Genomic DNA, 19921 nt, shown 5'->3' with positions numbered 1-19921 from the left:
GGAGGCGCTCTCCCCATTACGACGGCCGGCTGCACACGCCGGTTAGGAGGATCGACCCATGGGCGTGCATGTGATTCTCGACATCGATCCGCGAGGCATCGACGAGGCCGATTGGGCGGCCACGTACGACGCGACGCTCGCGCTCCTGGAGGCGTGGCAGCCGCGCCTCCTGGGTTGGGGCTGGCGCTCGATCGAGGGGGCGCCCGTGCCGATGTACATGCGCTCGCTCCGTCGTGACGTCGATGACCCCAGGCGGGTATGCTGGTCCGTGGTCGGCGACCGCGACACCCTGCACGAGCGGGAGATGCGTGAGCTCGGCGAGCTCGCGGCCAAGGTGCGCGCCGAAGGGGGCGCCTGACGGAGGGGCTGCGCTCGTGCGCGTGTGGCGGTAGTTCTTGAGCATCGCCGACCCGCGCGAGCCCGACAAGCTGCTGCCGAGGCTGCTCGTGGCGGCGGGACCGGATGCCGAGGAGGAAATCGTGACCATCGCAGATTATCTTCGCGAGGAGGGGCGCCGGGAGGGCCGGCTGGCGGGCGAGCGAGAGGGCCGGCTCGAGGGGCAGCGGAGCACGTTGCTGAAGCAGCTCCGTCTGCGCTTCGGCGAGCTGCCGCAGCCGATCGAGGCGCGCATCCGCGCCGCCGACGCCGCGCAGATCGAAGGCTGGACCGAGCGTGTGCTCACCGCGCCCACGCTCGACGACGCGCTGACCGAGCGCTGACGCGGCGGTGATCGTCTACCCCCTGCGCCGCCGGCAGAGCAGACCGGCCAGCGCGAGCCCCGCGAGCCAGCCGGCGCTCCCATCCCGGCCTCGCGGGCTGGCCGCGCACGGGCCGAGCATGCCGCTGCCGGCCGCGTAGAACGACTCCGGCACCACGGCGACCTCGGTCGGCGGCGCGCCCGGGGCGTCGCCGTTGCCGTCCGTCGGATCGTCGCTGACCGGCGCGCCGAACGCGCCCGCCGCGGCGATCTTCGCCTGGTTCTTGATGAGGTCCGGCGCGTCCGCGTCGACCGTCACCTCGAAGCGCACGGTGACGCTGCCGTCGACAGGGATGCTCCCGCCCTTCGCGCCGTCCGCCCCATCCCCGAGCCAGAACTTGATGGTCCGCGTCGCGGGATCGTACTCCCCGAGGTCGTCGCCGGGCGCGTCCGTCTGGGGACCGGCGTTCGGCCCATCGACGATCGACAGCGAGCCAGGGACGAACGTCACCCCGGCAGGCAGCGCGTCCGTCAGCACCGCGCCCACGGCCTCGTCATTGCCCGTGTTCGTCGCCGTGATGCGGTATTCGACGGCGTCCCCGCGGTAGGTCGGCAGCCCGCCGAGATCCGTGGCCACCTTGCTCGATTTGCTGAAATCAGGGCCATAGTTGGAGATCGACGTCACCCACCCCGCGAGGAAATAGAGCTCGTCCCTGCTCGTGGCGACGAGCGTGGCCCGATCGTCCCCCGGCTTGAGCTTCGCGCTGACATCCACGATGTCGATGTCGACCCCCGACATGCTCTGAGGCGTGCCCGGGATCCTCGGGAGATCACCCTCCACCGACACCGGCTTTCCGAGCGCCGAACGGGTGCTGTTGAAGAAGTTGTCGGCCGGGTTCAGCTCGTCGCTCAGCGCCTCCGCCAGATCGGGCTTCCCCGGGTTCTTGGGGTTGAAGAACACGCTGTCCCCGGTGTTCGAGTTGTCGCCCTCGAACGCGACGATGCCCAGCTTCGCCACGAAGCCGGCGTCGGGCACCTTGAAGCCCGAGAGCTCGACCTGCTGCCATCCCACGTCGGAGACCCGGTCGAGCCCGTCGAACAGCGCGAGGTTGCGCATCGGCGATCTCGGCGCCTCGTAGAACACCACCATCCACCACGCCACGAAGACCACGTCGTCGTCGCTGTCCCTCACGTCGACGACGTCCACGCCGCCCACCCGGTAGGCCCCGGCGCCGCTCTCCTTCACGATCGAGGTGATGTCGGCGACGGACTGGTAGTTGTGCGACTCGTTGGGTTTCCCCTGGTTGATCACCGTCTCGACCGAGTCGATGGCGGTCACCGTCCCGTCGTAGCCGCCCGCGTGGTGGAGCTCCACCTCCGGATCGGCGCCGGCGGTGTTGCGCGCGGCCCAGTACAGGAACGCGTGGGTCACCGTCGCCCCCTCGGGCAGCGTCAGCACCGCGGTCGTGCGCGCCATCTCCGGGGTGATATCGAGGCTCGCCTCCGCTCTGCCGTCAGCTGGCGAGTCGGACCTCCAGAAGAGATCGGGCCCCGACTCGACGGTCGACTGGCCGCATGCGCCCATCGTGCCCTCCGTGGGCCTCGGCGTCGCGGAGCGGCACTCCTGCCCGATCGAGCTCCCGATGAGGGCGAAGTCGCCCTGCTGATCGACCTGTATACGCAGCTTGGGCTCGGCCGTCGCGCTGGCGGTCGTGAGCCCGATCAGCGTGAGGGACGCGAGCCCCGTGATGCTCAACTGCTTTCTCATCGATCCTCTCCGGTCTCATCAGCCTGCGGCTTGTACGCGGCCTTCTTGATGATGTTGAACTGGACGCGTCGGTTCCGCTGCCTCCCGGCCTCCGTCGCGTTGTCGTCGATGGGCTGCTCCCGGCCGTAGCCCTGGGCCGTCAGCCGCGTCGAGTCGATGCCGCGCCGGACCAGCGCCGCCATGACGGAGTTGGCGCGGTTCTGCGACAGGATCCTGTTGTGCTCCACCGTGCCCCGGTCGTCGGTGTGACCCTGGATCTCGATGAGCTCGATCTCCGGGTGCTCCTTCAGCACCTCGGCGACCTCGTCGAGCAGCGGATCGCTCACCGGCTTGATGGTGGCCTTGTTCGTGTCGAACTGCACCTGCTGGAGGATCACCACGTGCTTCTCGGTCACGCGCACCGCCTTCGGGCAGCCGTGCTTCTCCGGGTCCGGATCCGCGAAGCCCTTCTCCCTCGGGCAGGCGTCCGTGTCGTCGCGGAACGTGTCGCCGTCGGTGTCGCGCGGGCAGCCGTTCTTCGCCGGGTCCTTCGAGCGGAGCCCCTTGACGTCGGGGCACGCGTCCTCGGCGTCGGCCACGCCGTCGTCGTCCCGGTCCGGCGGGCAGCCGTTCTTCTTCGGGTCGTCGCTGCGCACGCCGGCGACGACGGGGCAGGCGTCCTCGGCGTCGACGATGCCGTCGGCGTCGCGGTCCGGCGGCGGCGGGCAGCCGTTCTTCTTCGGGTCGTCGCTGCGCACGCCGGCGACGACGGGGCAGGCGTCCTCGGCGTCGACGATGCCGTCGGCGTCGCGGTCCGGCGGCGGCGGGCAGCCGTTCTTCTTCGGATCGCCGCTGCGCACGCCCGGCACGCTCGGGCACGCGTCCTCGGGGTCGCCGATGCCGTCCCTGTCCAGGTCGGTCGGCTGCTCCGGCGTGAAGGCGGCCATCGCGACGGCGCGCACGTCCGGCGTCCCGATGCCCGAGGTGATCCCCGGCCCGACGCCGATGCCCGCCTCCATGAAGGGCAGGAATCGATACCTCGCGTCGAGGAGGAGCTCCGCGTTGGTCGAGCGACTGCTGATGTCCTCGAGCACCATCGCGGCGCTGAGCTCCGGCCCGACCTGGAGCCGGCCGTCCAGCGCGAGGAGCCCGACGCCGCCGCCCAGCGTGAGCATCGTCCCCTGCGCCACGCCGCCGAACGACTGGGAGCGCCGGACCTCGGTGCCCAGCGCGGTCGACCAGACGAGCCGATCCATGCGGCCGCCGGCCGCGACGTACGGCATCGCCCGGACGCTCCCGTCGCTCACGAACGAGTCGTCCGCGCCGGTCGGCAACCAGAGGTAGGCGCCGACGGCGAGCTGGAACGGGTCATGGTACGCGCCATGGATCTGAAAGCGCGCGCCGAGCCGCACGTCGCCGAGCGCCGCGCCGCTCGGCGACGGGAACTGCTGGCCGCCGCCGCTCGGGCTGTCCCCGGACTGCAGCGCGGTGAGCGGCGCATCGAGGTCGACGCTCAGCTTGTTCCAGAGCGGGAGCGACGCGCCCAGGTGGAACGTGAGCTGATCGCTGACGACCGCGCCGATCTCGGCGCCGTCGCGCTCGCGCCGCAGGACCAGCGGGTTGCTCGCGTAATCGGCGAGCAGCATCACATGCGGTGTGAGGTGCCCTGCCACGAACGGCGACGGCACGCTGAACATGCGGTCCCCGGCCGGCGCCGGCACGAAGCGGCTCAGGGCCATGCCCCCGGGGTTGACCGGCGCGTCCTGCCCGTGCGCAGGCGCGGGAAGGAGAGAGGCAACGACGAGGGCGGCCAGCGCGGCGGCAAGCGAACGGAGAGGCCAAAGTCTCATGAGGTGGCACCCTGCATCGGCGGGTTTCGCATGACGATATAAGACGCTGTCGCGGACGAGTATACAGGTCGGCAAGTGCGGAGTCTTGAGCAACGAGCGACGTCGTCCGCATGTTCGTAGGACTTGCGCGCACCTCCCCGGACCATTCCCCGGCCATTCCCCGGCCATTCCCCGACCATTCCGCGCCACCCCCAGCGCATTCCCCGATCCGCTGAACGAACGAGAGGCGATCGCGCGCAGGCGGCGCGCGCTTCATCGCAGCGACGCCGCCGCGAGCGGGCCGTGCCGCGCCGGCGAAGTCGACCTCGTCGAAGAGCGGATATCCCGCGCTGCCCGCCGGACGACTGAAAGAGAAGGACCGTCGAGCCGCAGAGAGGGCCGGGAGAGCCCCTGTCGCCGCGGCGGCGCGCCGCACACCTCGCCCGGCGCGCCCCTCGTGGCGCCTGCCCGCCGCGCAGCGAGCGCGCTCGGCGCACGCCGCTCACCGAGCTCGTGGCACGCCGGGCGCTCGAACCGGCGCGGCCTTCGAGGGCGCGCCTCGAACGGCGCGGGGTCCGATCCGGACGGAGGACCTGCTGGACGGCACCGGGGGCGCTCGGGCGCCTGCGCTCTGGACGCCGAGCGGCTATGGTGGCGGGACATCGCGATGGGCACCCTCCTCAAGCGCGCGCTCGACCAGGCGGCGGTCTGGCATCGAGCCCAGAAGCGCAAGTATCCGAACGCCGACGTCCCCTACATCAGCCACCTCGCCGGCGTGGCGGTCCTGCTCGCGCGCCACGGCTTCGACGACGAGGTCGTCGCGGCCGGCGCGCTGCACGACGCCATGGAGGACCAGGGCGTCACGTTCGACGAGCTGAGCCAGCGCTTCGGCGATCGCGTCGCCACGCTCGTCCGCCACGTGACCGAGCAGGACAGGGCGCTGCCCTGGGAAGACCGCAAGCGGCTCTATCTCGAGGCGTTCCCGAAGAAGCCCTGGGAAGCGCAGGCGATCACGCTGGCTGACAAGATAGACAACTTCCAGTCGATCATCGTCTGCGCGCGAGAGCACGGCGATCCGTGGTCGATGTTCAAGCGCGGCAGGGATATGCAGATCGCGAGGTTCGAAGAGCTGCGCGCGATGTGCCGCGGCCTGCCGCCGCACCCGCTGCTCGACGAGTACGGGGCCGTGCTCGACGAGCTCCTGTCGACGGGCTGAGCGCCGGATCCGCGGGGGGGCTCGGCGACGCGCTCCGGGGCCTCGGGCTCGGCGGCGAGCGGAGCTCCGCCCGCGGCCAGGAGATCCTGGAGACCGAGGCCCCGGAGACACGGTGTGTCTCGAACGTGCACGAGGTGACGGCGACGCGCGCCGGACTCCGGAGAGGCCCTCTCGGGGCTGCGCGCTCGGCGAGAGCAAGCGTGAAGGGCCCAGCGCTCCCGTGAGCCACCCTGCCCCGCTCCGTGCCGGATCGGGTTCACTCGCGCCCTCCGCTCCCTTCCTGTGAGCACGACGAGCACCCCTCCTGCCCGTCCCGGGCGAGCGACAACCACGCTGATCCTGGCCGGCGCTGCGTTCCGGAGCGGCCGGGGCGCGCGCGCCGACAGCCGCTCACCGGCACATGCGATGCACCGGCTGAGGGGAGCTCCTCCAAGGAGGCACCGATGAAGCTTCTATCTCCCCGCCACCATGGATACGTCGATTACGCGGTCGTCGTCCTGCTCGCGCTCGCGCCGCTCGCGCTCCGCCTCGATCCGGTGCCCACGGCGGTCTGCTACGTCGCCGCCGTGGCGCACCTCGTCGTGACGCTGCTGTCCGATCAGCCGCTCGGCGCGGCCAGGATGATCCCGTTTTCGGTGCACGGCGCGCTGGAGACCTCCCTCGCCGCCGCGCTCCTCGCGTCGCCCTGGCTGTTCGGGTTCTCCGCCGATCTCCCGGCCCGGACCTTCTTCGTGGTCACCGGGCTCGCGCTCGTGCTCGTCGCCCTCACCACGAGGTACTCGACCGGCGCCGCCTCCCGGCAGGAGCCGTACGACCGCTACGATCGCTGAGCCGCGCGGGCGGCGCTCAGCAGGCGGAGACGGCCGCCTGCGCCTCCCGCATCACCTCGGGCCAGGCCGGATCCGCGCGCGACACCTCCATGGCGATCGCCAGCGGATCCTCGCCGGCCTCGATGGCGAGGCGCGCGGCAGCGGAGCCGGTGAGCAGATCGAAGGCCGGGATCGTGTCGACGTACTCGTACCGCTCGGTGCGGAAGCGGAACTGCTCCGGCTGCTGCCTGCAGGCGAACGCGATGAGCGCGACGTACGTCGCGACCGGGAGGAAGGCGCGCGGATCGGTGACGTGGATCTGGACGCCGCCGCAGATCTTGCCCGCGTGCTTCTGGAAGGTGGGCCGGAAGGTGAGCGGCCGCGCGACGAAGCCCGGCAGCGCCGTGGACGCGAGGCGCGCGGCGAGATCGCGGCCGTCGAGCCAGGGGGCGCCCACGATCTCGAACGGGCGCGTCGTGCCGCGGCCCTCCGACAGGTTCGTCCCCTCCAGCAGGCAGCCGCCCGGGTAGACGAGCGCGGTGTCCGCCGTCGGCATGTTGGGCGACGGCAAGACGAACGGGCGATCCCACCCCGACGCGAGCGCCTCCCGGCGATGCCCCTCGACCGCCACGACCTGCAGCCCGCAGGCGACGTCGCCGAGCGGGATGCCCTCGCGCCGCGCGAAGAGCGCGACCAGCTCGCCCACCGTGAGCGAGTGGCGGATGGGCACCGGCTCCAGGCCCACGAACGACAGGAACCCCGGCGCCTGCGTCGCGCCCTCGACGCTCTCCGCCGCGCCCCCGAGGGGGTTCGGCCTGTCGAGCAGCACGACGTGCACGCCCGCCGCGTGCGCCGCCCGCAGCGCGAGGAGCGCCGTCCAGACGAACGTGTAGTACCGCGCGCCGACGTCGGCGAGATCGATGAGGAGCACGTCGATCTGCGCGAGATCCGCGGCGGAAGGCGAGAGATCCTCGAAGCTCTCGCCGTACAGGCTGACGATGCCCGCGCCGGAGCGCGCGTCGACGCTGCTCATCACCGTCGCCATGTCCTGCGCCTCGCCGCCATAGCCGTGCTCCGGGCCGAAGAAGAGGCGCGGGCGCAGGCGGAGGCGCTCGAGGACGAAGGCGATGTGGGTCAGCTCGCGATCGACGCTCGCCGGGTGCGCAAGCACCCCCAGGCGAGTCGAACGGAGGCGCTGGAGCTGCGGAAGATCCGGGAGGCGGTCCAGTCCGACGTGCACGTCGCTGTGCTACCAAGGCGAGCGCGGGCCGTCCATGCGTCCGCGGTGGATTCTGTGTGACGCGCGGCGACGGGCGGCGTCACTCCTCGGGGGCGCGCTCCGCCGGCGCGTCGAGGTCCGTCGGTTCGGCGTCGTCCCCGTCCCCCGAGCTTCCGTCGGAAGGTCCCGCCGGCCAGGCCTCCTGCCCGTCGTCGCGCAGGTGGATGCGCTCTAGGTAGAGCCCGTCCGGCGGCGCCGTGATCCCCGCGTCGCGCCGGTCCAGCGACGAGAGCGCGCGCGCGATCGCGCCGGGCGCGAGGTGGCCGCGCGCCACGTCCATCAAGGTGCCGACCAGGATGCGCACCATGTTGTGCAGGAACGCGTTCCCCTCGACGTCGATCCGCACGACGCGCGGGTCCGCGGGATCGAGCGACAGCTCGACGCCGTACAGCGTCCGCACCGTGGTCGTCCGCTCGTCCGCGCTCGTCCGGAACGCGGCGAAGTCGTGGGTGCCCTTCGCGGCGAGCGCCTCGGCGCGCGCCCGCTCGATCGCCTCGTCCGTGATGCCCTCGACCCGCCAGGCGCGACGGCTGAGGAAAGGGTCTCGGACCAGATCCCGGAGGACCAGGTAGCGGTAGCGCTTGCGGAGGCTCTCGAAGCGCGGCGAGAACCCGAGGCGCACCACGGCCGCGCGCCGGATCACGATCTCGTCCGGGAGGTGGCGCGCGGTCGCGAGGACCCAGCCGCGCGTCGGCAGCGGCGCCGTCGTGTCGAAGGCGACCCGCTGGTCGCGCGCGTGGACGCCCGCGTCGGTGCGGCTCGCGCCGCGGATCTCGCGGATGCCGGGGTCGATGACCCGCAGCGCGCCGAGCAGCTCTCCCGAGACCGTACGCTGGTCGCGCTGGCGAGCGAAGCCCGCGAACGGGCGCCCGTCGTAGGCGACCGAGAGCAGGATCCCCCGGCTCGAAGCGGCGCTCCTCGCCACGGCGCGATCGACGCGCGCGGCCTAGCCGCCGCTCCCCCCGGCGCCGCCCGCGCCACCCGCACCACCCGCGCCGCCCGAGCCGCCGGCACCACCCGCGCCGCCGCTTCCCCCGTCGCCGTCCGAGCCGCCGTCGCCGTCCGAGCCGCCGTCGCCGTCCGAGCCGCCGTCGCCGCCCGTGCTGGCCGAGGAGGTCCGCGACGCATACCCCTTGACGCACTCCAGGTTGACGAGGCCCTCCGCGTTCTTGCAGCACTCCTCAGGGGCCGCCAGCTGGCCGTTCACCACGCAGGACGGGAGCTGATAACAACCGGCCGGATCGTTCTCGATTCCCTGGTCGGCGTCGAGGTTGTTGTCGCAGAGCGCCGTGGTCCCTTCATCGACGTGGCACGCGGCGCTCTGCAGGACGAGCGGCGCGAGCGCGAGCGCGAGGAGGAGCAAGCTGGCCATCCGGGGGGGGAGCGTTCGCATCGGCTGCTTCCTATTGCTTGATGGTGAAGTTGATCGGAACGTTCACCACGACGCATCCGCTCTGCGGCGGAGGCAGTGATTTGCCGCGGAAACGTCCCAGGACGCAAGACGCAATCTCGCCCGAGCCCACCGTGTCGTTGAGGATCGAGGCGCTGCACACCGCGCCGGTGGAGGCCACCTGCACGCTCACCGTCAGCTTGCCGGAGACCTCCGAGGTGCGCAGCGCGCGGTTATAACAACCCTGCGCCGAGCGAGCGAGCCCCAGGACGGCGGAGTCGAGCGCGGGCGAGGTCGCGCCGTCGCCGCACTTGCCGGAGCAAGGCGACTTGCCGGTGGTGGCCGGGCCCTGCCCCGACGCGACCTTGCCGGCGTCCACGCCGGCGTCCTCGACCTCCTCGACGGGCGGCGGCGGCGGGGGCGCGAACAGCGGCGGAGGCTCCGCGGGCTTCGTCTCGGCGGGGACAGCGGCGGTCGGCGCGGCAGGCGGCGCGGCCGGCTCCGGGCGAAGCTTCCAGTAGAGCAGGCCCGCCATGAGCGCAGCAAGGACGACCATTCCTGCGATGTAAGGCCCAGGGCCGCCGGATTTTCCCGGGATCTGCTGGGACGACGGAGGCATCGATGCGGACACGTTGAGAAGTCCTCCCGGAGAGACGCGCGAGGTCCGGCCGCTTCGGCGGGACCGTCGTGCGCCGGAGCCGAGACGCGGGCGCGTCCGGCGGGGGCGAGTCTACAAGGGCGGGCAGGGAAGCGCGCCAGGAAACTGGATGCGCCCCGGATGAACGCGACAGCGCCGCGCGCAGGCGGCTTCAGCGCGTGTAGAACGACACCGCGGTGTCACCGTAGGCGCGGCTCGCGGCGCAGGTGAGCCCGGCGATCTCCGGGGAGGGATCGCGGCGCGCGTGCTCGAGGACGAGGCGCCCTTCCGGGGCGAGCAAGCCGAGCGGGCCGGCGAGGCGCGCGGCCGCGGCGGCGGCCTTGGCCAGGACGGCGTAGGGTGGATCGAGCAGGGCGAGGTCGAAGGGGCCCTCGTCGCGGAGCAGATCGAGCGCGCGCTCGACGGGGAGCGGGACGACCCGCGCCGCCTCGTCGAGGCCGAGCGCGGCGAGGTTCTCGCGGAGCACGGCGAGCGCGGGGCGGCCGCTCTCGACGAAGACCGCGCGCCGCGCGCCGCGCGAGAGCGCCTCGATGCCGAGCGCGCCGGTGCCGGCGTACAGGTCGCAGACGAGCGCGCCGGTGACGTCGCCGAGCGAGGAGAAGAGCGCCTCGCGCACGCGGTCCGCCGTCGGCCGCGTGCCCTCGCCGCGCGGCGCGGCGAGCCTTCGCCCGCCGAGCCGGCCGGCGATCACCCGCACGGTCGTCCCCCCGTCACCGCGGGCAGCGAGGCAGAGCTCACCAGCGGTACGTCACGTCGACGCCGCCGCCGCCGAGGCCGACGCTGGGCTGCACGCTCCAGCCGGCGCGCTCCGCGCGCTGGCCGTCGCTCGTCACGAGCAGGTACGCGCCGACGCCCGCGGACGCCACCGCCAGCGGGTAGAAGACGTACTGGAGCGCCATGAACGTGTCGGCTTTCTCGCAGAGCTCGATGCCCTTGCGGGCGGTCTTCGCGTCGGCGGTGAAGTCGTCTTGGATGGCCCTGCGGTTCTCGAGCGCGCAGACGTCCTCGACGTTCTCCGTGAACAGCCCTCGGTAGGCCACGTACCGCGCGTCGCTCTGGATGCTCGCGACCTGGACGGAGCTGATGACGGCGACGGAGCCGAACACCGCGCCCGCGCCGAGGCCGATGAACCCGCCCATGCGCTTCCAGTTGGTCTGCGTCGATTCGGCTGGCATCTGGCTGAGCGCGACGTCCGTCGTGGCGACAGGCAGGACCACGACCGACGCCTGGGAGTCGAGGAAGCCGGCCGACTTCACGCGCACGTCGTGCGGCCCGGCCGTGACCGTGAAGGTCGCCTCGCCGTTGTGCACGTTGCCGGCGGGCTTTCCGTCGATGAAGACGCTCGCCTGCGCGGCGCCCGTCCTCACGCGGAGAGCCCCGCTCGGCGGCCCGCCGGTCAGCTTCGCGATCGCCTCCGCGGCGATCTTGCGGAGCGGCTCGTCGTTGGCCTCGGTGAGGTTCGCGCTGTACTTCACCGGCACGCTCGATTCGGGCTTGCCGCGGGTCCAGAGGTGCAGCTCGCCCTCGACCTCGGTGTCGCTGCTCTTGCGGAGCATGCCCCAGATGTAGCGGTCGCTCTTGATCTGGTCGGCGATGCGGGCCTGGCAGCCCGCGTCGGGCCGATCGTCGCACTGGAGGGAGAGCGTCAGGACCTCGAGCGAGAAATCCTCCTCGCGGACCGACCACCCCGGGGCGTCCTTGATGGCCGAGCGGAGCGCCTGGGTCAGCGCGCCGGCCTGGTCGTAGGCGTCGTCTGTCCGGAGGACGACGACGGTGATCGGCAGGGCGGTGGGCGACGGCTCCGCCGCACGGGCGGCGTTGCTGCAGGCGAGGAGGGCCACCACGGCAGCGAGACCGGTCCTCTGTGCGCGCGTCATCATGTGGTCCTGGGCTCCACGCGCCCAAGTTACCCGCCCGGCGGCCAGGAACGCAATCCGTGAGCCAGCGAGGCGGCGCGGCGGCGCGATCGCGATGTCGGCGAGGCGAGGCGGCGCGATCGCGATGACGGCGCGGCGAGGCGGCGGCGAGCGCGACGACGAGCCGGCGAGCCCACGCTGCGCGGGCGGCGTTTTTCGTTTCGCCCACGATTGCGCCGTGTCAGAGCGTCCTGGGCGCCGGCCCGCCGTGCAGCGCGGGCGCCGCGCGCTCCTCTGCCTGGTCCATGAAGGTCCCCCGACACATCTTCCGCGAGTACGACATCCGCGGCGCCGCCGAGCGCGACCTCACGAGCGAGCTCGCGCGCGAGCTCGGCGCCGCGTTCGCCAGGCTCCTCGGCCGCGAGCTCGCCGCGGGGGCGCCTCCTCGCCGGGCGCGGCCGGAGGTGGCGGTCTGCCGGGACGGCCGCCTCTCGAGCGACCGGCTGTTCTCCGCCCTCACGGACGGCCTGCTCGCGGGCGGCGCCGACGTGATCTCGGCGGGGGTGGGGCCGACGCCGCTGCTCTACTTCGCGGCGCACCACCTCCACGCCGACGGCGCGATCATGATCACGGCGAGCCACAACCCGGCGCCGGACAACGGGTTCAAGCTCATGCGCGGCAAGGCCTCGTTCTTCGGCGGGGACATCCAGGCGCTCGCCGACCTCATCGAGCAGGGCGGCGCCGATGGCCGCGGCGGCGCGGCGGCGCGGGGCGCGCTCACCGAGGTCGATCTCGCGGAGGACTACATCGCGGCGGTGCGCGCCGCGGCCCGCCTGCCCGGCACCGACGTCCGCTTCGTGATCGACGCCGGCAACGGCGCGGCCGGCCCGCTCGGCGTCCGGACGCTCGAGGCGCTCGGCTTCGCGCCGGACGCGCTCTTCTGCGACATCGACGGCCTCTTCCCGAACCACCACCCGGACCCGACCGTGCCCGAGAACCTCGAGGCGCTCCGCGCCCGCGTGCTCGCGACCGGCGCCGCGCTCGGCGTCGCGTGGGACGGCGACGGCGATCGGATCGGCGTCGTCGACGAGCGCGGCGAGGTGCTCTGGGGGGACAAGCTGCTGCTCCTGTTCGCGCGCTCGCTCCTCGCGGAGCGCCCCGGCTCGGCCGTGCTCGGGGAGGTGAAGTGCTCCGAGACGCTGTACGCCGACATCGCCGCGCGCGGCGGGCGCCCCATCCTCTGGAAGACGGGCCACTCGCTCATCAAGACCAAGATGAAAGAGGAGGGCGCCCTGCTCGCCGGCGAGATGAGCGGGCACATGTTCTTCGCCGATCGGTGGTTCGGGTTCGACGACGCGATCTACGCGACGGTCCGCCTGCTCGAGATCGTCGCCCGGGCGCGGCGGTCCCTCGGCGAGCTGCTCGCCGACGTGCCGGAGACGTTCGCCACCCCCGAGATCCGCGTCGACTGCCCCGACGCGGTGAAGTTCGAGGTCGTCCGCCGCGTGACCGAGCACTTCCGCCGCGCCCGTCCGGTCGTGGACATCGACGGCGCGCGCATCGACTTCGGCGGCGGGGCCTGGGGCCTCTGCCGCGCCTCCAACACCGGCCCGATCCTGGTGCTGCGGTTCGAGGGGCGGTCCGTCGCGGACCGCGACGCGGCCCGCGCCGAGGTCGAGGCCGTCGTCACCGCCGCCGTCCGCGACGCCGTCGCCGCCGCCCCGCTCCCGTGACCATGTCCGAAGGCGAGCAGCAGAGCGAGGCCTGGACGATCCGGCGGGTGATCACCTGGGCCACGGGCGACCTGAAGAAGCGCGGCGCGTCCTCGGCGCGCCTCGACGCCGAGCTCCTGCTCGGCAAGGTGCTGGGCATCGATCGCGTCGGGCTGCTCATCGACGCCGAGCGGCCGCTCGACCGGGCCGAGCTCGCCGCCTACCGCGAGCTGCACCAGCGCCGCCGCGCCGGCGAGCCGGTCGCCTATCTCCTCGGTGTGCGGGAGTTCTACGGCCGCCCGTTCCGCGTCGATCCGCGCGTGCTCATCCCCCGCCCCGACACCGAGATCCTCGTCGAGGTCGGCCTCGCCCGGACGAGGCACCTCGCCCTCTCCGCGCGCGTGCTCGACCTGTGCACCGGGTCGGGCTGCGTCGCCATCAGCCTCGCGTGCGAGCGGCCGACCAGCCGCGTCCTCGGCGTCGACATCTCGGACGGCGCGCTCGCCGTCGCCCGCGAGAACGCGCTCCGCCTCGGCGCGGTCAACGCGGGGTTCCTGCGCTCGGATCTCTTCGCAGGCGTGCCGTCCGGCCTTCGCTTCGACCTGATCACCGCGAACCCACCGTACATTCCGGACGAGGACGTCGCCGCGCTGCAGATCGACATCCGCGGCTACGAGCCCCACCTCGCGCTCGCGGGGGGCCCGGACGGCCTCGTCTTCACGCGCCGGATCGTCGCGGGCGCGCCGGCCTTGCTCGCCGCCGGCGGGGTGCTGGCCATGGAGGTCGAGGCCGGCAAGGCGGGCGCGGTGGCAGAGCTCTTCGCCGCGGCGGGGTTCGGCGGCGTCTCGAGGCACCTCGACTACGGCGGGCACGAGCGCGTGGTCTCCGGCGTCCTGCCCTGAGCGCCCGCCGCGCGGAGAGTGGACAGAGGGCGAGAGCGGGCGCGGCGGCCGCATGGCGCGGCCTCCGCGAGGGCCGCGCAGCGCGCACGCCTCCGCGAGGATGGGGCTGGCGCGCTGTATGCACAGCGACGCACGGCGAGGGTGGCGTGGCGCAGTCGGTGGCGGGGGGCTCGGCGGTGGCCCGCGCGCCGCCGGCTGCCTGCGCCGCCCCCGAGCGCGTTCACGCCGCGAGGCGAAGAGGTGTCCCATGAGGCAGGTGGATCCCAGGCCGGAGAGCTCGACGGCAGATCTCGTGAAGGAGGCGATCGCCGAGGCCAGGGAGCTGATGCAGGTGGAGGTCGCGCTGGCGCGCGACGAGATGAACGAGGAGATCTCGCGGGCGAAGGCGTCGTGCGTCGCTCTCGGCGCCGCGGCGGCCGCGGCGCTCCTCGGGGTCGCGCTGGTGCTCGTCGCGATCGCGCTGGCGATCGCGCCGGCGCCGCTGCCGGCGCTGCTGATCGGGCTGGCGTTCATCGCGCTGGCGATCGTGGTGGGCGCGGTCGGCTACCAGCGCGCGCCGAGGAGGCCGCTCGAGAGGACCCGGGGCCGCCTCGGTGCGGACGTCCGGCTGGTCCGGGAGCTCGTATGAAGGGGCTGAACGGTCAACGCGCGGACTTCGAGCGCAGGGCGGACGAGCTGCGCGACCGGCTGATGCACACGATCGAGGCGCTCGATCGGCGGCGCCACGCGCTCGTCGACGTGCGGTCGCGGGTGCGCCGGCACGGCCCCGAGGTGCTGGCCGGCGGGCTCCTGCTCGCGATCGCGGGCGGCGCGGCGGCGATCGCGCTGATCAAGGGGGCGCGCGCGCGCAGCGAGCGGCTGGGCGGCGAGCGCCTCCGCGCGCTCGTGCGCTTCTGGCGGCACCCGGAGCGGGTGGCGCCGCGCGGCAAGCCGAGCGTGTCCCGCGAGATCGGCCGGAGGATCCTGGTGGGCATGGCGTCGTACGTGGCGATGCAGCTCATCCGGCGCGGCGTCCGGCTCACGCTGGCGCTCCCGGAGGGGGACGCGCAGGCGCGGCGGAGCCCGCTCGAGCTCAGCGCCGCGACGTCGAGGACCAGGCCGCCGTCCGGTCAGGGCCCGGTGTAGAGGGCGGTGCGCCACCCCAGGTAGAACCCTGGCTGGCGGACGGACGTGCTCCATGTGTAGTCGGCGTAGAGCCACGGGCCCATCGCCACCTTCCAGAGCCGGATCCCCTCGTAGAACACGCCGCCTCCGATGCGGGCCGGCAGGGCGCCGTCGATGACCTCGGCGCCATCGGCGTCGGCGGTCGTGTACGCGACGCCCGTGCCGGCGTCGAAGGTGACGCCGACGTCCCTCCACCGATCCGCGAGCGAGAAGAGCGGGAAGACCTCGGTGTGGAGCATGAACCCGCCTGTGAGGGAGGTGTGGTCCGCGGCGCTCAGGCCGTTTCCGCCGAAGGCCGCGCCGAACGTGAGCCAGTCCGCGAGCGCGCCGCCGATCCAGACGTAGCCTCCCCCGCCGATCCCGACGCCGGTCTCGGTGTAATGGCGCTGGAACCCGATCTTCTGGACGTCGTTCTGGAAGCCGGCGGCGCTCCCGAGCGCCAGGCCTCCGGCGATGCCCGCGGCGAGCCCGCCGCGCCGCTCGGCTGGTCTGGGCGCGAACAGCGGGTCGGCGGCGGGCGTCTCTCCGGACGCTGTCGGCTGCGCCGCGGCGGCCGCGGGAAGCAGGCTGAGGCCAAGGAGCGCCGGCAGCGCGGCCGCGCGCGCGCGTCGGAGGTGGCGGAGGTGGGGACACGTCGCCATGGGCTCCCTTTCCTATACGATGACGCGGGGCTCGGCATCGCAATCCGGCGGCGCGCTTCGCTGGTGTGCCCCGTTTCATCCAGGGGTCGCGAGCTCCCGTGAAGCCCGGCGGTCGCTCCTGGGGGTGCATCGCCGGCCCGCACCGCTCTCCGAGCGGCGCGGACCGCCGCGAGCCAGCGCGCCTGGTCTCGGTCGCCGTCCCACGGTGTCAAGTGACAGAAAAATCTACTGATGCTCTACAGACGTTCCGGCCGCGGAGCGGTTAGCCCCCCATCGCCCATGCCTGTGAGCGCGTCACTCCGATCACCCAGGGCGCGCTCGGCCAATCTCGCTCGCGCGTTCGGTGCAAAAGCGCGGAACGCTCTGGAAATCGCTCACCGCATCAGATCCTCGCAACGGGGCTGCTTTGTCTGCATGTCGAGCGCGTAGTACTCGGTTCTGCCAATCCTTCGAAAGCCCAGCTGTGTCCAGTACTTGCGCAGCTTCGCGAACGCAGCCTTCTCGTCCGCATCGAATGAGCTCATGGCCATCCGAGTCTCCCATTCCGGCCGATCAGGAGAGGAGTGATTCGGGCGAGCATTGAACTGAAGCGGGAACGGCTTGATGACAACGGCGGCGCAGCTGTCGCCAAAGGTGTCTATTGTCCGCCGCATGGCGAGCAGGCCGACACGCCTGCCGCGGTGAGCCTGGGTGATCTCGATACTTTCAACGATCAAGATGTCTGCGCCGGCGCAGCCATCCGATATCGATTCCTTGATGTCGCCGCTGTCGAAGTCGTACGCTGCTGACGCGTATTCGTGGAGGTTCTGGTCGATGGAGTCGCAGACATCGAAGAGAGATTCCCCATCGTTGCATGCGCGCGCGGCCTGCACGACACGCGCAGAGATCCAGCCAGCGACCTCTGGTGTGCTGGAGACGTTGTTGAAAAGAACGTCGCCGCGGATATCAATTATTTCCATCTCGCACTGCGTGCATCCTAGGCTCATCACCTCGTGTGCGATCAGCGTACAAGATAGCGCGTGAGAGGCTCCACGTCACGTGCGTCGCGCAGCTTCGGTGCCCTACTCGTTCTCGCACTCCTTGACATGAAACGATGCGGAGACGAGCAACGCCGGATGGCCGTCGAGGGCTCGATCCATCGCGCAATCGGTCGTCGAAAAATCCACCTCATGCGGGTCGTCGTCGCCGACCGTCGCGACGACGTGGCAGAGCCCATAATAGGCATCATGCCCTAGATACACGCCGACATTCCTGACAGGTATCCCGTTGATCAGCTTCGTTGGCGTGGCCTCTAAGCTGATGAAGCTGATCGGCAGGTCATCATCGTACGCGCGCTGCAGGAGCATCGAGAGGCGGCCACCTATCGCGTCGCACGACGTCGACCAGCTCTCCCCGGTCTTCACGAAATGCCGGCCATCGTCGCCCGTGTCGTAGACCACGGTCTCGCCGTCGAGCTCGACGATCGCCTTCCCCGCGATGTCCGGATTGTTCGAGCAGGCGATCGCGGGGAGCGACAGCATGACCAGGAGAGTGAGCCGCGTGCTCGAGATGTGCGTTCCCATGGGTCCCCTGAGCTTCTCTAGATGTCGGAAAAGGCGCACACGACGCGCGGCTCGCGCCGTTCGACGGCGCCGGTCACGACCGGAACGCTGGGGGAGCAAGCGCCCGGCTCCGCGTCCACGAGAACGGCGCTCATGGCGCCGAGCGCCAGGGGCGACCTGACATCCGCGCAGCGCACGTCCCCGAGGCCTAGGGACAGCGCCGCGTCCACGCGGTCGCTGCACGTGCTGTCCCCATGCAGGACGACGTCGGCGAGGCACGTCCCGCCCGCCGGGGGATCACACGCGCACGGCGGGCAGGCGCGGTGGTCGATCAGCTCCTCGAAGAACTCGAGGCGGGTCAATGCAAGGTCACACCTGCCCTCCCTCGTGGCCTGCATGCAGGCGATGAACCCCGGCGGCTCCTGGGCGGTGTTGCCGGCGCACACCCGCACGAACCTCGCCGGGAGGGGCGGCGGCTCGGGCGTCCCCGAGGGCGTGCACGGCGAGAGCGCCGGCGGCTCGTAGACGACCGACGCACGCTCGTCCGGCTCGACCGGCGACGGGAGCGCGGCGCACGTCCCGTCCCATGCCTCGCCGGCGTCGACGTGCACCGAGACGTCCACCGAGCTTCCGCCGCGCGGGCAGCTCGCCGCGCTCGTGGTCACCTTGGACGGCAGCACGCACGCCGCCTGACCACACGTGCACCCTTCGCACGTCTCCGGCTGTCGTTCAGGTGCTTCGAGCATCCAGCCTTCCCACTTCGGCGCCTGGCCGTCGATGCAAGAAGGCGCTTCGTCCCTCGGACCCACCCACATCCAAAGCACCGGCGCCGCGTCGACCTGCGGCGGAGCCAGAGGAACAAACGACTCGTCCTCGCACGCGAGCAGCGGCGTCGCGGCGAGGACCAGATACGTCAACCGTCGCATCAGGCCACCCTCCGTGCGAACGTCACGATGCGAGCCCGCCGAGGCCCGGGCGACATCGCGGGCGCTCACCATCGGACGCGAACCTCCGCTCCGTGCGCAGCCAGCCGGATCTCCGTGTCGTTCGGCCACCAGACGTAGACGAGGGTGGCGGCGCCAGCGGCGGCCCCGACGATTAGAGAGCCGGTACCCAGGAAGCTCATCAGCTTCCCGGTGGCGGCTGTATCGACCATCTCGTTGTAACCGAGAGGCGGCATCGAACGGACCGGCCCACCTTCACCGGCGCGAGCCCAGGCCGCCTTCGCCTCCAGCGCATACCCTTGCGCGCTCTGCAGGCACATCACGCCCGTGACCAGGAACCCGACGGAGCCCATCGCGCCCGTCGTAACGATCCGGAGATCCGGCCCCGGCCGGGCTGCCCCCTGCGGCGGTCCTTTCGGCGCGGCCGGCCCCGGAGCCCGAGGCCCCGGGGGCGCCTGCGCGCGATCCTCCGGGGCCAGCGTCGGCTTGTCGAGCGTGAGCGGCACCGGCTTCGACTCGCCCGCCTCCACCTTCACGCTCGTGCGCGCGACCTGACCATCCTCGCCGACGGCCGTCACCTCGTGCTGGCCGGGCGGTACGTAGACGCGGCTGCTGCCATGCTTCACCCCGCGGCCGTTCACGAGCATGCCCACGACGCCGGGCGCCGGAACGAGGACCATCTCGCCCACCCGCGTCCGGGCACGGGCGAGGTCGGCGTGACGGCGCTCGTACAGGCTCCGCTCCTGCTTCGTACGGGGGGCCGGCATCTGGTCGACGCACTGCGACAGCTCCACCATGGCCTCCGCCCAGCGGCCCATCCGCGCGTCGAGCTGGCCCATGGTGCACATCGCGACGTTCGACCGCTCGATCTCGTAGACCTCGACCCACAGCTCCCGGGCCCGCGCGATATCGAGGCGAGCCACCGCCGCCTCGGCCTCGCGGATGAGCTCCTTGACAGGCCGGGAGCGCTCGGGAGGCCCCGCCGCGTGCGCGGTGGCGGCCGCGAACAGCACAAGGAACAGCGCTGTTCCCGACGTAAAACCGGTTGCTGGTCGAGGACTGCGCATGCATCACCCTGGTCGGCGGAACGCGCCCGGCGTGCGCGGCAGCGTACGGTGGCGCGGCGTTCCTCTTAACATCGTCCGTGCGTGCGTGGCTAGACGTTTCCGGGTCGCCGGAGGCCCCGAGGGACACGGGTGTTGCATTGCGTCTTGGGGACGAACATTCTCATCGGACGCGCATCGATGGCGGTCCCATGGTGGCATCACCGCCAGCGCGGTGCCCTGTCATACCGGAGCCAGACTGCGACAGGAGGGATCCAAACCACCATTGCCGCGATGTCTTCGCGGACGAGGTGCAGAGGGTGGAAGGTGAGGAAGGCGAAGACGCGCGGGAGGCGGGAGACTGATGCTCCATCAGAGGACGATCACGCGGGAGGTCAACCGCCCGACGAGGCCGCAGACGCAAACAAGGAATGAACAGCAGACGAGCCCGGCTCAGCGGACTTCACCGGTCGACGTCTGGCCGAATTTCCGC

At 72.1% G+C, this 19921-nt stretch carries 21 protein-coding genes; 8 read left to right on the top strand and 13 right to left on the bottom strand.

The annotated features are described in order from the left end of the window. The first annotated feature begins 58 nt into the window (after positions 1-58). Positions 59-358: a hypothetical protein gene (locus tag WMF11_RS44935; protein ID WP_437975109.1), complete on the top strand. Its 300-nt coding sequence runs from the start codon at positions 59-61 to the stop codon at positions 356-358. A 37-nt stretch (positions 359-395) separates the two neighbouring features. Next, positions 396-719 (top strand): DUF4351 domain-containing protein, encoded by a 324-nt coding sequence (locus WMF11_RS44930; RefSeq protein ID WP_437975108.1) that lies wholly within the window; start codon positions 396-398, stop codon positions 717-719. A gap of 15 nt (positions 720-734) precedes the next feature. Here WMF11_RS44930 and WMF11_RS44925 read toward each other — a convergent pair whose 3' ends face one another. Both WMF11_RS44925 and WMF11_RS44920 read right to left on the bottom strand, forming a co-directional pair. Further along, on the bottom strand, positions 735-2465 hold the full coding sequence (locus tag WMF11_RS44925) for a DUF3344 domain-containing protein (RefSeq protein ID WP_437975107.1): 1731 nt from the start codon (positions 2463-2465) through the stop codon (positions 735-737). Further along, positions 2462-4294: an OmpA family protein gene (locus WMF11_RS44920; protein ID WP_437975106.1), complete on the bottom strand. Its 1833-nt coding sequence runs from the start codon at positions 4292-4294 to the stop codon at positions 2462-2464. The genes WMF11_RS44925 and WMF11_RS44920 overlap by 4 nt, the downstream gene beginning before the upstream one ends. A 646-nt stretch (positions 4295-4940) precedes the next feature. Between WMF11_RS44920 and WMF11_RS44915 the strand changes: the two genes are divergently transcribed. Both WMF11_RS44915 and WMF11_RS44910 read left to right on the top strand, forming a co-directional pair. Beyond that, entirely contained in the window at positions 4941-5489 is a 549-nt protein-coding gene (locus WMF11_RS44915) for an HD domain-containing protein (protein ID WP_272102011.1), read from the top strand. A 443-nt stretch (positions 5490-5932) separates the two neighbouring features. After that, positions 5933-6319, top strand: coding sequence for an SPW repeat domain-containing protein (locus WMF11_RS44910; RefSeq protein WP_437546723.1), 387 nt, complete (start codon positions 5933-5935; stop codon positions 6317-6319). 16 nt (positions 6320-6335) lie between these two features. Here the strand turns inward: WMF11_RS44910 and WMF11_RS44905 are convergent, their stop codons facing one another. From WMF11_RS44905 to WMF11_RS44880, 6 genes are all read right to left on the bottom strand, one after another. After that, positions 6336-7538 (bottom strand): exo-beta-N-acetylmuramidase NamZ family protein, encoded by a 1203-nt coding sequence (locus WMF11_RS44905; RefSeq protein WP_437546721.1) that lies wholly within the window; start codon positions 7536-7538, stop codon positions 6336-6338. A gap of 79 nt (positions 7539-7617) precedes the next feature. Continuing rightward, a complete protein-coding gene (gene truA / locus WMF11_RS44900; RefSeq protein WP_437975105.1) occupies positions 7618-8502 on the bottom strand; it encodes a tRNA pseudouridine(38-40) synthase TruA in 885 nt (294 codons plus the stop codon). Between the two features lie 21 nt (positions 8503-8523). Then, positions 8524-8970 carry a hypothetical protein gene (locus tag WMF11_RS44895; protein ID WP_437975104.1) on the bottom strand — a complete coding sequence of 149 codons (447 nt, stop codon included), beginning with the start codon at positions 8968-8970 and terminating at the stop codon, positions 8524-8526. Positions 8971-8980: 10 nt separating this feature from the next. Next, positions 8981-9598, bottom strand: a complete 618-nt coding sequence (locus WMF11_RS44890) for an AgmX/PglI C-terminal domain-containing protein (RefSeq protein WP_437975103.1) — start codon at positions 9596-9598, stop codon at positions 8981-8983. A 178-nt stretch (positions 9599-9776) separates the two neighbouring features. After that, positions 9777-10322, bottom strand: a complete 546-nt coding sequence (gene rsmD / locus WMF11_RS44885) for a 16S rRNA (guanine(966)-N(2))-methyltransferase RsmD (protein ID WP_437546715.1) — start codon at positions 10320-10322, stop codon at positions 9777-9779. A 37-nt stretch (positions 10323-10359) separates the two neighbouring features. Continuing rightward, the gene (locus tag WMF11_RS44880; protein ID WP_437975102.1) at positions 10360-11505 is read right to left on the bottom strand and encodes a hypothetical protein; all 1146 of its coding nucleotides are present in this window, start codon (positions 11503-11505) and stop codon (positions 10360-10362) included. 281 nt (positions 11506-11786) lie between these two features. Here WMF11_RS44880 and WMF11_RS44875 point away from each other — a divergent pair, with 281 nt between their 5' ends. The 4 genes from WMF11_RS44875 to WMF11_RS44860 all read left to right on the top strand — a co-directional run bounded on the left by WMF11_RS44875 (position 11787) and on the right by WMF11_RS44860 (position 15220). Further along, positions 11787-13214 (top strand): phosphomannomutase/phosphoglucomutase, encoded by a 1428-nt coding sequence (locus WMF11_RS44875; RefSeq protein WP_437975101.1) that lies wholly within the window; start codon positions 11787-11789, stop codon positions 13212-13214. 2 nt (positions 13215-13216) lie between these two features. After that, positions 13217-14095 carry a peptide chain release factor N(5)-glutamine methyltransferase gene (gene prmC / locus WMF11_RS44870; RefSeq protein ID WP_437975100.1) on the top strand — a complete coding sequence of 293 codons (879 nt, stop codon included), beginning with the start codon at positions 13217-13219 and terminating at the stop codon, positions 14093-14095. 247 nt (positions 14096-14342) lie between these two features. Next, positions 14343-14723: a phage holin family protein gene (locus WMF11_RS44865; RefSeq protein ID WP_437975099.1), complete on the top strand. Its 381-nt coding sequence runs from the start codon at positions 14343-14345 to the stop codon at positions 14721-14723. Beyond that, on the top strand, positions 14720-15220 hold the full coding sequence (locus tag WMF11_RS44860) for a hypothetical protein (RefSeq protein ID WP_437905180.1): 501 nt from the start codon (positions 14720-14722) through the stop codon (positions 15218-15220). Before WMF11_RS44865 ends, WMF11_RS44860 begins: the two co-directional genes overlap by 4 nt. On the opposite strand, the gene WMF11_RS44855 is transcribed toward WMF11_RS44860, so the two are convergent. The 5 genes from WMF11_RS44855 to WMF11_RS44835 all read right to left on the bottom strand — a co-directional run bounded on the left by WMF11_RS44855 (position 15205) and on the right by WMF11_RS44835 (position 19398). Further along, positions 15205-15900 carry a hypothetical protein gene (locus WMF11_RS44855; RefSeq protein ID WP_437975098.1) on the bottom strand — a complete coding sequence of 232 codons (696 nt, stop codon included), beginning with the start codon at positions 15898-15900 and terminating at the stop codon, positions 15205-15207. The two genes, WMF11_RS44860 and WMF11_RS44855, sit on opposite strands and share 16 nt — an antisense overlap. Positions 15901-16274: 374 nt before the next feature. Beyond that, positions 16275-16859: a hypothetical protein gene (locus tag WMF11_RS44850; protein WP_437975097.1), complete on the bottom strand. Its 585-nt coding sequence runs from the start codon at positions 16857-16859 to the stop codon at positions 16275-16277. A 102-nt stretch (positions 16860-16961) separates the two neighbouring features. After that, positions 16962-17462: a hypothetical protein gene (locus tag WMF11_RS44845; RefSeq protein WP_437975096.1), complete on the bottom strand. Its 501-nt coding sequence runs from the start codon at positions 17460-17462 to the stop codon at positions 16962-16964. Between the two features lie 17 nt (positions 17463-17479). Then, positions 17480-18367: a hypothetical protein gene (locus WMF11_RS44840; protein WP_437975095.1), complete on the bottom strand. Its 888-nt coding sequence runs from the start codon at positions 18365-18367 to the stop codon at positions 17480-17482. A gap of 65 nt (positions 18368-18432) precedes the next feature. Beyond that, complete coding sequence (locus tag WMF11_RS44835) at positions 18433-19398, bottom strand: tetratricopeptide repeat protein (RefSeq protein WP_437975094.1); 966 nt, start codon at positions 19396-19398, stop codon at positions 18433-18435. Positions 19399-19921: the final 523 nt, after the last annotated feature.

Source organism: Sorangium sp. So ce295 (genome assembly GCF_051527405.1).
GTDB lineage: Bacteria > Myxococcota_A > Polyangia > Polyangiales > Polyangiaceae > Sorangium > Sorangium cellulosum_B.
The sequence above is the reverse complement of the archived record's forward strand: the minus strand, read 5'-3'. Positions and strand labels throughout refer to the sequence as shown.